Source organism: Streptomyces sp. SID5785 (genome assembly GCF_009870065.1).
Taxonomy (GTDB): Bacteria; Actinomycetota; Actinomycetes; order Streptomycetales; family Streptomycetaceae; genus Streptomyces.
On sequence record NZ_WWIA01000450.1, the window covers coordinates 1 to 10,119 of the forward strand.

Annotated in this window: 10 protein-coding genes; 4 read left to right on the forward strand and 6 right to left on the reverse strand. The window is 73.6% G+C overall.

What is annotated here, in order from left to right:
* Nucleotides 1-2,011, reverse strand: a 2,011-nt coding sequence (locus GTW43_RS14960) for an SNF2-related protein (RefSeq protein ID WP_161302401.1), incomplete at its 3' end; no start/stop codon positions are given.
* A 289-nt stretch (nucleotides 2,012-2,300) separates the two neighbouring features.
* Here GTW43_RS14960 and GTW43_RS14965 point away from each other — a divergent pair.
* Together GTW43_RS14965 and GTW43_RS14970 are read left to right on the forward strand one after the other, a co-directional pair.
* Nucleotides 2,301-3,374, forward strand: coding sequence for an acyl-CoA desaturase (locus tag GTW43_RS14965; RefSeq protein WP_161302384.1), 1,074 nt, complete (start codon nucleotides 2,301-2,303; stop codon nucleotides 3,372-3,374).
* A gap of 144 nt (nucleotides 3,375-3,518) precedes the next feature.
* A complete protein-coding gene (locus GTW43_RS14970; RefSeq protein WP_161302386.1) occupies nucleotides 3,519-3,701 on the forward strand; it encodes a hypothetical protein in 183 nt (60 codons plus the stop codon).
* Between the two features lie 105 nt (nucleotides 3,702-3,806).
* Here GTW43_RS14970 and GTW43_RS14975 read toward each other — a convergent pair whose 3' ends face one another.
* The 4 genes from GTW43_RS14975 to GTW43_RS14990 form a co-directional block, all read right to left on the reverse strand.
* On the reverse strand, nucleotides 3,807-5,183 hold the full coding sequence (locus tag GTW43_RS14975; RefSeq protein ID WP_161302388.1) for a tannase/feruloyl esterase family alpha/beta hydrolase: 1,377 nt from the start codon (nucleotides 5,181-5,183) through the stop codon (nucleotides 3,807-3,809).
* A 156-nt stretch (nucleotides 5,184-5,339) separates the two neighbouring features.
* Nucleotides 5,340-6,209 (reverse strand): hypothetical protein, encoded by an 870-nt coding sequence (locus tag GTW43_RS14980; protein WP_161302390.1) that lies wholly within the window; start codon nucleotides 6,207-6,209, stop codon nucleotides 5,340-5,342.
* A 247-nt stretch (nucleotides 6,210-6,456) separates the two neighbouring features.
* Nucleotides 6,457-6,777 carry a hypothetical protein gene (locus GTW43_RS14985; RefSeq protein ID WP_161302391.1) on the reverse strand — a complete coding sequence of 107 codons (321 nt, stop codon included), beginning with the start codon at nucleotides 6,775-6,777 and terminating at the stop codon, nucleotides 6,457-6,459.
* Nucleotides 6,778-6,910: 133 nt separating this feature from the next.
* The gene (locus GTW43_RS14990) at nucleotides 6,911-7,438 is read right to left on the reverse strand and encodes a PadR family transcriptional regulator (protein WP_161302393.1); all 528 of its coding nucleotides are present in this window, start codon (nucleotides 7,436-7,438) and stop codon (nucleotides 6,911-6,913) included.
* Nucleotides 7,439-7,592: 154 nt separating this feature from the next.
* Between GTW43_RS14990 and GTW43_RS14995 the strand changes: the two genes are divergently transcribed.
* The gene (locus GTW43_RS14995; RefSeq protein ID WP_161302395.1) at nucleotides 7,593-8,345 is read left to right on the forward strand and encodes an alpha/beta hydrolase; all 753 of its coding nucleotides are present in this window, start codon (nucleotides 7,593-7,595) and stop codon (nucleotides 8,343-8,345) included.
* Between the two features lie 54 nt (nucleotides 8,346-8,399).
* Here the strand turns inward: GTW43_RS14995 and GTW43_RS15000 are convergent, their stop codons facing one another.
* On the reverse strand, nucleotides 8,400-8,999 hold the full coding sequence (locus GTW43_RS15000) for a class I SAM-dependent methyltransferase (protein WP_161302397.1): 600 nt from the start codon (nucleotides 8,997-8,999) through the stop codon (nucleotides 8,400-8,402).
* Nucleotides 9,000-9,216: 217 nt separating this feature from the next.
* Here GTW43_RS15000 and GTW43_RS15005 point away from each other — a divergent pair, with 217 nt between their 5' ends.
* Entirely contained in the window at nucleotides 9,217-9,990 is a 774-nt protein-coding gene (locus tag GTW43_RS15005; RefSeq protein ID WP_161302399.1) for an MHYT domain-containing protein, read from the forward strand.
* Nucleotides 9,991-10,119: the final 129 nt, after the last annotated feature.

Sequence of the window (10,119 nt, forward strand, 5' to 3'; positions counted from 1 at the left end):
CGAGCCGGCCGAGCAGCCCGGGAGTCGTCCAGTCGAGGATCGCCCACAGCTCGGACAGGTTGTTCTCCACCGGGGTGCCGGTGAGGGCCACGCGCGCGCGGGCGCCGATGGTGCGCAGTTCCTTGGCGGTCGCCGAGTACGGGTTCTTGACGTGCTGTGCCTCGTCGGCGACGACCATGCCCCAGCGCGGGGCGCCGAGCGCCGCCGCGTCCAGCCGCATCGTGCCGTAGGTGGTGAGGACGAACTCGCCCTGCGCCAGGTCCTCCAGGGAGCGGCGCGCCCCGTGGAAGCGGCGCACCGGGGTGCCGGGGGCGAAGCGCTCGATCTCGCGCTGCCAGTTACCCATGAGGGAGGTCGGACACACCACCAGGGTCGGACCGGCCGACTCCGGTGCGGCCTGCCGGTGCAGGTGCAGCGAGATGAGCGTGATCGTCTTGCCGAGGCCCATGTCGTCGGCGAGACAGGCGCCGAGACCCAGGGACGTCATCCGGGCCAGCCAGTTGAGACCGCGCAGCTGGTAATCGCGCAGTTCGGCGTCGAGGCCGGCAGGGCTGCCCACCGGCTCCATGCCCTCCGGGTCCGCGAGACGGTCCCTGAGCTCCGCCAGCCAGCCCGTGGGCCGCACCTCGACCTGGCGGCCGTCGAGCTCGGTGGAGCCCGTCAGAACGGCGCTGAGCGCGTCGACGGGCGTCACCTTGCGGTCCTGGTGGGCGCGGGCGCGCAGCGCCTCCGCCGGATCGACCAGGACCCACTGGTCGCGCAGGCGCACGACCGGACGGTTCGACTCCGCGAGCCGGTCGAGCTCCGCGCGGCTCAACTCCACGTCCCCGACGGCGAACCGCCAGTCGAAGGCCAGCAGCGCGTCCGCGGAGAGGAACGACGGTGTGCCCGAGGCGAGCCCGTCCGGGCCGTCCTCCTCGGGTGGTCCGACGACCGCGCGGGCGGTGAACCGACGGGCCGCCTCCTTGGGCCAGTGCACCTCGGTCCCGGCCGCGGCCAGGGCCCGCGCGCCCGCTCCGAGCAGGTCGGTGACCTCCTCGTCCGCCAGCTCCAGCGCGTCCGGCACGCTGGCCGACAGCAGGGGGGCCAGCGGCGGCCACGCGCGCGCCGCGCGACGCAGGGCGAGCAGCGCGTCCATGCGCGCCCGCGCGCCGAACGCGCGCCCGGTCGGCCCCGATCCGGCCCAGACGTCGGCCGCGTCCGCGACCAGGGACGGGTCGCTGACGCTGTGGATCTGGAGCACGGCGCGGAAGGCCGGCGGCCCGTCGCCGTCGGCGAGGTCCGCGTCGGTGATCCGGGCGAGTCCCGGCAGCTCCACCCGCAGCGAGATCCGCACGCCCGCGTCGTGTCCGGCCGCGACGTCCGCGGCCCAGGGGCGCAGTTCGGGCGAGGGGCGCGGCGCCCGCGCGGCGAACAAGGGTGACCCGGCGGCCAGCGGGGCGGCGGGGGAGCGCGGGAGCGTGTCGGCGACGGCGTCCAGGAAGGCGCGCAGCAGGGGCTCGGGGGCGTGCAGGCGGGGCGGGCCCGGTGCGCCGAGCGGCACGGCGTGGGCCTCGGGCGGCATCGCGGCGGTCAGATCACGCAGCCGGGCGAGGTCCTCGGTGCGCAGCGGACCGGCCCGCCAGGCGTCGTGTCCCGCCGCGCTCAGACCGGGCAGCAGCAGGCCGCGGGCCGCGAGTTGGAGGGCGAACAGCGCGGCGGCGCCCCAGAAGGCCGTCGTCGGGTCGGGGCTCCCCGTGCTGCGCGCGCGGGTCAGCACGGGCAGCGCGGCCCGTACCGGCAGGGTGGCCGCCGGTACGGTGACGAGCCCGACGCTGCCGTCGTCGCCCGGCAGCGCGAGGGGCAGCTCGGTCCGGGTGCCGCCCTGCGGCACCGCGGGCTCCGTGCCGTCGGGGCGCCAGAACGCGACGGTCGAGGTGCGGGCCGGGTCGGCGGGGACGAACACCGTGCAGCACCGGGCGAGTTCGGCGGTCTCGTCCGGTGTGGGGGCGTGATGCGTGAGCTCTGAGATGGCGACTTCCTCGTATCAATCAAATTTGACTACGCGGCCTGGAGGCGGCCGAGGGTACACCGCAAACCGGGGCGGACGGGTGCGTTCCTTCCGTGAGCTGGATCACTCAGGGGGTCAGCACACCCTTAAGGGTGTGGCCAGCACCCCTGTGGCGGCGGGTAGCCCCCCTACCGCACTCGGGTGGTGGCGTCATGGCCCGCGGCAGGTCCCGAAACCTACGTTTCTCGAAGGCCGGGCGACGCGTAGCCCGCCGCGTCGACCTCACCCGCCCAGAGACCGGAGACCTGCCATGTCCACGGCCGTCGGAACCCTCCCCGCACCCGTACCTGCACCAGGAAGCAGCGCACGGCGGCTCCCGCCCGAGAACGGCAGCGAGTTCACCCCCCTCCTGCGGGACGCCAAGGGCCAGGGCCTCCTTGACCGGCGCACCGGATGGTACGTGCGCACCATCACCGTCAACGCGCTCTGCCTCGCCGGGGTGGTGGCCGGCCTGGTGGTGGCCGGAGGCTCGTGGTGGGCGCTGGCGCTCGCCCCGGTACTGGCCGTCCTGGGGGCGCGCACGGCGTTCATCGGGCACGACGCCGGGCACGCCCAGATCACGGCCAATCGCTCGGTGAGCCGCGCCGTCGGCCTCGTCCACGGCAACCTGCTGCTGGGCATGAGCTACGCCTGGTGGAACGACAAGCACAACCGCCACCACGCCAACCCCAACCACATCGAGAAGGACCCCGACGTCGCCGCGGACGTGCTGGTCTTCACCAGCAAGCAGGCCGCCACGCGCGCGGGATTCCGCGGCTGGCTCACCCGGCACCAGGCGTGGCTGTTCTTCCCGCTCACCCTCCTGGAAGGCCTGGCGCTGAAGCTGTCCGGGTTCAAGGACCTGCGCCGGCAGTCGGGGCGCGAGCGCCTCGTCGAGGGTGCCCTCCTCACCGCCCACGTCGTCGGCTACGTCGCGCTGCTGCTGACCACGATGCCGCTCGGTCACGCACTCGCGTTCGCCGCACTGCACCAGGCGCTGTTCGGCCTCCACCTGGGCATGGCCTTCGCCCCCAACCACAAGGGCATGGAGATGCCCGACCCGGACGGCGACAAGTGGGGCCACCTGCGCCGCCAGGTCCTCACGTCGCGCAACATCAAGGGCGGCGTCCTCACCGACTGGTTCCTCGGCGGACTCAACTACCAGATCGAGCACCACCTCTTCCCCAGCATGCCCCGGCCCCACCTGCGCCTGGTCCAGCCGATGGTCAAGGCGCACTGCCGCGACCTGGGCATCCCCTTCACCGAGACCGGCCTCGTCGACTCCTACCGGCAGGCGCTGCGCCACATGTACGAGGTCGGTGAGCCCCTGCGGGCCGACATCTGAGACCCCGAGACGCCTCCGGGCCGGGATCAGGGTCGGATCAGGGGCGCACACTGGAACCGTGGACGCCGCGGGCCCGTTTCTACAGCAGAGGCGGGCCCGCTCCACTCAGCCGAGGGCGAGCCGCCCCCGAAGGAGGCCACAGACATGTCGAAGAACGCGAAGATCGCAGCGGGAGGCGTGGCGGCCGGGATCATCCTGCTGATCTGGCTGCCCTGGTGGGCCGCCCTGCTCATCGTCCTCGGCGTGCCCGCCGCGGCGTACCTGACCCTCGACCCCTCGCAGCGCCGCCGGCTGCGCCGTGTCTCCCGCAAGGAGCTCGGACGCTAGCGGCCGGGCGGCGCTCGCGGTTCCGGGGGCGTCCCCCGCGGCGCGTGCGGTTCCGGGAGCGTCCGGCGGACGCCCTTGCCGCCGCACGCGCCGTCTGTCGCACGCCTACGGGGCCGTGACCGAGCACGTCCGCACCACGTCACCGGCGGCGGGCCGGGCCACGACATGGTCCGCGGGCGGCTCCGAACCCCGCTCCACCCACCGCGTGAGGACGTCGAAGGCATCGCGGTAGCAGGGCAGGATCGGCCGCAGCCGGTCCGGGTACGTGTCGTACAGCCCGTCGGTGTGGGTGCCGTCCTCGACGGTGTAGGTGCGGTGCAGGGGGCCGCGCCGGCTGTCCCGCACCATCCCCGCGTAGACGTCCGCGTCCGTCGCGATGGGCAACAGCGTGTCCAGGTCGCCCTGGAGCGTGATCAGCGGCTTCCCGATCCGCCCGGTGAGCGCGACGCGGGCGACGGCCCGGCGCACCGAGGCGGGCCGGTCCGCGTACCGGTAGGCGGCGTCGGACGCGCACGGCGCCAGCAGCTCCCCGGTGGTGGATCCGGCGGACGCCCCGGGGCAGTCCGGGTCGTAGCCGGGATCGAAGGCGGCGCGGTACACCTTCTGCGTGAGCCCCCAGTACGCCGACTGGTGGTAGGGCCACAGGAACTCGGAACCCCGCGCGAATCCCGCCGCGTACATGTCGTCCGCGTCGGCGGTCCCGCGTCCGTACGCGACCGCCGTCGGCAGCGAGGTCAGCAGGCCCGTCCCGTCGGCCTTCCACAGAACGCCCTCCCAGTCGACACCTCCGTCGTACAGTTCCGGTCGGTTCTCCAGCTGCCAGCGCGTGAGATAACCCGCGTTGGAGACGCCGGTCATGTACGTGCGGCGGGGGGTGTGGCCGTAGTGCTGGGCGACGACCCGCCGCGCCGCGCGGGTCAGCTGTGTGGTGCGGGCGTTCCACTCCGCGACGGGATCACCGGGGCGCTTGCCGTCCCGGTAGAAGTCGGCGCCCGTGTTCCCCTTGTCGGTCGCCGCGTAGGCGTAGCCCTGGGCGAGCACCCGGTCGGAGATGGCGATGTCGGTGGAGTACTGCTTGCGGTTGCCGGGGGCGCCCGTGACGACGAGGCCCCCGTTCCAGTGGTCGGGCAGCCGGATCACGAACTGGGCGTCGTGGTTCCAGCCGTGCGTGGTGTTCGTGCGCGAGCTGTCCGGGAAGTAGCCGTCGATCTGCAGACCCGGCACGCCGGACGGCACCCGGGTCCCCTTGGCGGTCAGCCCGGCCTGGTCGGCGGTGTCGGTGTAGCGCGTGCCCGCCAGTGCGGTGGTCGTCAGGTCCGGCAGGCAGGCCTGCTGCTCCAGCGCGGCGCCGGGCACGTGGGTGCGCTCCCGGTGGGCGCAGTGTGCGTCCGGGGCGGACGCCGCGCCGAAGGCCTGGGGCCCAGAAGCGGCCAGCGCCACGAGGACGGTGGCCAACAGGGGGACGGATCTGGGCGTGCGCATGGAGGGGCCTCCTTCTCGACACGGGAAGAGGCCCCATCGTGAAGGCGCCGCACGCCCACAACCATGGGGCGGGGCCACATGCGAGCTCTGACCCGTATGTGGCCCCGTATGTGGCCCCGTATGTGGCCCCGATGGTGCTCCGATGCCGTGAGCGCCTCAGACCGGGCGGACCGCCATCTTGTCGAGCGCCTCCAGCAGGCTGGGCAGTTCGGCGCCCCGGCCGACCGGCAGCACCTCGCCCGGCTCGTCGTCGAGCAGAATGAACGCGATGTCGTCCGTGCGCGCCACCATCGACCAGCCCGGCCCGTCCGCGCGCAGCGTCCGGGCGTCCCCCGAGGCGAACGCGGACCGCACCCGGCCCAGCGGCGGGGGCGTGTCGACGTAGCCCCGGGCCTGCTCCAGGACGCGCTGGACGCCCTCGTGGCCGCTCGCCACGTCCTCCGGCCCCTCGCCGGAGGCCTCGTCCGCCGCGGCGGCTCCGCCGCCGTCCGGGGTGGCTCCACCGCCGGTCGTGTCGGCGAACTGGTCGTCGTCGATCTGGTCCCGCCAGGCGGCCCACTGGAGCGCGATCTCGTCGGCTCCCAGCCTGCGTTGGGCCGGGCCCCAGGTCTCCGTGTCCGGAGGCGTCAGCGGAGCGTTGTCGCCGTCCTCGGGGTCGGGCTCCGGGTCGTGGGGCGCCGGCACGCCCGGCGCGGCGACGGCCAGCGCGAGCGGCCAGCCAGGGAGCGCCGCGACCATGCTGTCCTCGTCGGGGGACAGCTCGTACTCCATGCCGCAGTCCCAGGACGCGATGGCCACCGCGACCAGTGACACGTCGTCGACCACGACCGTCCAGCGCGCGCCCTCGCCGTCCTGCCCGAGCACCAGGCCGTAGCCGTCGGCCAGCGGTGCCAGACCCAGTGCGGCACACGCCTCCGGGTAGTCGTCGCCGAGCACACTGGGGAACTTCGCGGGCGTCAACAAGATCGCCGTGAGTACGTACAGCGCGTCGTCCCCGGCGGCGACGGCGTCGTCCGTCCCGGCCATGCCAGCCTCCCCTGAGCTTTGGTTGTCCGGCGTGACCTTAGCCAGTCTCCGACGATGCCGTACAGGGGCGATGACCAGGAAATTCTCCGCAGGCGGCGGCGGGTGGTCCCGTGGTGGACAGCATGTTCACATCTCGTGCGCACTTTGTGCACCTCCCGTGCCGGACCGCTCCGCGGCGGGCGAGCGGCGGGAGGTGTGGTGGGGCGCGGCGGCGTTCGTCCGGCGGGGGCGCTGCCGGTGGCCGGGGTCAGGCGGCCGGCAGGCCGAGGAGGCTGCGTGCCACGTCGCGCGGTGTCACGTCGCGTTCCCGCGCGAGGGCGACGATCGCTCGCTGCGCGAGTTCGTCCACGCCGAAGGCCAGCGCGCCGGGATCGACCCAGCCGGACGCCTCGTCGGCCCGCTGCTGGTCGCCCTCCGCGCGCGCCGCGACGTAGACGGCCGCTGCCTCGAACAGGTTGTGCCGACGCCGCTCGCCGGAGCGTTCCCGGACCGCCTGCGACGCCTTCTCCTCGTGCCGGGTGTTGCCGGTGCGCCAGGTCTGCCATGACGTGCGGACTCTGCCGAGCATGTGTACCACCGTCCCTGCCGGGCGCCACGAGCCGTCGTGGGACGTGACGTCTCGCAACTGGCTCCGCACGGCGCGGAGTTGACGTCATGGTGACAGACGCGGCCGCGAGGAGCGCCGGTGCGGAGCGGCCGTGTCAGCGTGCTTCCAGCTGAGCCAGCGTCGTGCGCAGCCATTCCAGTTCGGTGCGGCTGGTCGCGCGCGCGATGGTGAGCACGCCGCGGCGGAACGGGTCGGTGAGGTCCTCGGCCCGCAGCGCCCGCTCGCCGTCGTAGAAGAAGCTCGCGGGCTCTTCCAGGAATGCCAGTCTGCGCCGCAGGACCGCGGACTGGGCGGCCGCGTCGTCGAGGTGGCGCAGGAACGCGAGCACCGTGAACCACCGGTTCTCGTCGGTGACGTCCTGCCGTGCCGGGTCCTCGAGCCTCCTGTGCAGCTCCGCACGCCCGGCCTCGGTGAGGCTGAGGACCTGACGCGGTGCGGCCGCGGCCCCGGGCCGGGTTTCGCGCACCAGGAGTCCTGCCTTCTCCAGGCGTTTGATCGCCGGGTAGAGGGTGCTCTCCGCGACGGGCCGGACGTGGCCGGTCAGGGCGGTGATGTGCTTGCGCAGTTCGTAGCCGTGCAGCGGGGTGTCGTGGAGAAATCCGAGGATGGCGAGCTCGAGCATGCCCTCATCTTCGCGTACGGCGTGTGGGTGGCGTCGCAAGGCGGCCGGATACTTCGATTCCGTAGTACCTCGGTGACGTAGTATGGTGCTGAGGAGAGTGCGCCACCGCACGGTCGGCCGACGGTGCGGCGACGGGAATCGAAGGGGTGTGCGGATGCGGCAGGCAGGATTCGACGGGCGGGGGAGCTGTGTGCGCTGGACCGAGGTGGCCGGTCGGGAGCCCGCGCGCGTCTATGTCCACGGGCTCGGGGCGGCGTCCACCGTGTACCACGCTCACATCGCCGCCCGCCCCGAACTGGCGGGACGCCGCTCGCTGTTCGTGGACTTGCCGGGCCACGGCATCAGTGACCGGCCGCACGACTTCGCGTACACGCTGGAGGACCACGCGGACGCGCTCGCAGCGGCGCTCGACGAGGCCGCGGTGCGCGGTGCCGAGGTGATCGGGCACAGCATGGGCGGCGCCGTGGCCATCGTGCTCGCGCACCGGCGCCCCGAGCTGGTCGCACGCCTCGTGCTCGCAGAGGGAAACCTCGACCCGCATCCGCCCGCCGGTGCGGGCAGCAGCGGGATCTCTTCCTACGAGGAGGACGCGTTCGTCACCGGAGGGGGCCACGCGCGCGTGCTGGCGGACGTCGGACCCACGTGGGCGGCGACCATGCGCCTCGCCGACCCGCTCGCCCTGCATCGCAGCGCCTGCGGCCTGGTGCGCGGCACCGAGCCCACGATGCGCCGGATGCTCGAGGACCTGCCGGTCGAGCGGGTCTACCTCCAGGGCGCGCTGAGCGGCGAACTGGCGGGCGCCGAAGCCCTTTCGGCGGCCGGGGTCGACGTCGTGGAGGTGCCCGGCGCCGGGCACAACGTCATGTTCGACGCGCCCGACGCCTTCGCCGCCGCCGTGCGTGGGTGACGGTGCGCGGCAGCAGCCTGGTGCGAGCCTTCAGGGGCGCTCGCCGCGCCGGACTCACCCCTCCCGGACCGCCAGCGCGAGGAATCGGGCGTCCTCGTCGACGTACGAGGTCAGGCGCCAGCCCGCGGCGGCCAGGAGCGGGCGCAACTGCGGCTCGGCTCTGAGGTCGTCCGGGGTGAGCTCGCGGCCGTGGCGCGCGGCGAGCGCGGCACGGCCGACGGGGTGGAAGAGCGCCAGCAGTCCGCCCGGCCGCACCACACGGGCCAGCTCGCCCAAGTCCCGCTGTGGCACGGCGAGATGGGAGATGAGTCCCGCGCCGAACACGGCGTCGAGCGACCCGGAGCGCACCGGCAGCGACGACACGTCCGCGCGCAGCAGGCTGCCGTCCCGGTCACGCCCCGCGCGCACCGCCGCGTCGATCATCTCCGGCGTCAGGTCCGCGCCCAGCACCACGCCGGACCGGCCCACGGCCGTGCGCAGCGCCGGCAGGGCCCGGCCGGTGCCGCAGCCCGCGTCCAGCACGCGGCTGCCGGGGCGCAGGCCCAGCGCCGCCACCGCCTCGGCATAGGCCGGACCGTCGTCCGGGAAGCGTGCGTCCCAGTCGGCGGCCCGAACCGCGAAGAACTCCTGTACGCGCGTCCGGTCGTCGTTCATGTGATCCATCATGACGCAGGGCACCGACAGCCGGGATTCCACGAACGAGGGACCGTCTGATCGAAAGGTCCGGATCCGGGCCGAAAGATCGGATGCACGTGCGGTGCACACGTTCGACCCCGACGCGATCGTTCCGTACCGCATCTCTGTCATATTCCAACAGCTTTCGAAATGCGCCCCAGTTGTGCGCCCCCGCCGCGACTAGCGTCCCGGGGCCATGGGACACCTGGACCACGCAGCCTTCGGCTGGCTGACCCCCGTGCTGTCGTACCTCATGGCCTGCATCGGCGCCGCGCTCGGCCTGCGCTGCACCGTGCGCGCCCTGGCCACCACGGGACGCGCACGCCGCAACTGGCTCCTCACCGCAGCCTCCGCCATCGGAACCGGCATCTGGACGATGCACTTCGTCGCCATGCTCGGCTTCAGCGTCAGCGGCACCGAGATCCGCTACAACGTGCCGCTCACCATCCTCAGCCTCCTGGTCGCCGTGACGGTCGTCGGAGCCGGCGTCTTCGCCGTCGGCTACAGCCGCGACCGCAACCGCGCCCTGGCGCTCGGCGGCCTCACCACCGGAGTGGGCGTCGCGAGCATGCACTACATGGGCATGGCCGCGCTGCGCCTGCACGGACAGGTCAGCTTCGACCCCCTCCTCGTCGCGCTCTCCGTGGTGATCGCCGTCGTCGCGGCGACCGCCGCGCTGTGGGCCGGCCTGAACATCAAGTCCCCGGCGGCCGTGGCCGTCGCCTGCCTCGTCATGGGCGGCGCGGTGAGCAGCATGCACTACACCGGGATGATGGCCGTCAGCGTGAAGGTGACGCCGTCCACAGCGGTCCTTCCCGGCGCCACCGCGATGCAGTTCATCTTCCCGCTCGCCGTGGGACTCGGCTCCTACCTCTTCCTGACCTCGGCGTTCGTCGCCCTGTCCCCGACCGCCGACGAGCGGCAGGCCTCCGCGGCCGCCCAACGCCCCCTGGAGAGCCTGGTCCGCTGACGGGCCACCTCCGCGCGACCCCGGATGCCGGACATCGGTCCGCCGCAGGACCGCTCGTGCCGAACCGTCCCACCACCCGATCGAGGAGGCCATGCGCCCGCCCCGCCGAACGCCCCAGCCCGGCTCGCC

Bases quoted from the DNA above. Each gene is read 5' to 3' on its own strand.
- GTW43_RS14965 (WP_161302384.1), top strand. From the start codon at position 2,301: ATGTCCACGGCCGTCGGAACCCTCCCCGCACCCGTACCTGCACCAGGA.
- GTW43_RS14970 (WP_161302386.1), top strand. From the start codon at position 3,519: ATGTCGAAGAACGCGAAGATCGCAGCGGGAGGCGTGGCGGCCGGGATC.
- GTW43_RS14975 (WP_161302388.1), bottom strand. From the start codon at position 5,183: ATGCGCACGCCCAGATCCGTCCCCCTGTTGGCCACCGTCCTCGTGGCG.
- GTW43_RS14980 (WP_161302390.1), bottom strand. From the start codon at position 6,209: ATGGCCGGGACGGACGACGCCGTCGCCGCCGGGGACGACGCGCTGTAC.
- GTW43_RS14985 (WP_161302391.1), bottom strand. From the start codon at position 6,777: ATGCTCGGCAGAGTCCGCACGTCATGGCAGACCTGGCGCACCGGCAAC.
- GTW43_RS14990 (WP_161302393.1), bottom strand. From the start codon at position 7,438: ATGCTCGAGCTCGCCATCCTCGGATTTCTCCACGACACCCCGCTGCAC.
- GTW43_RS14995 (WP_161302395.1), top strand. From the start codon at position 7,593: ATGCGGCAGGCAGGATTCGACGGGCGGGGGAGCTGTGTGCGCTGGACC.
- GTW43_RS15000 (WP_161302397.1), bottom strand. From the start codon at position 8,999: ATGAACGACGACCGGACGCGCGTACAGGAGTTCTTCGCGGTTCGGGCC.
- GTW43_RS15005 (WP_161302399.1), top strand. From the start codon at position 9,217: ATGGGACACCTGGACCACGCAGCCTTCGGCTGGCTGACCCCCGTGCTG.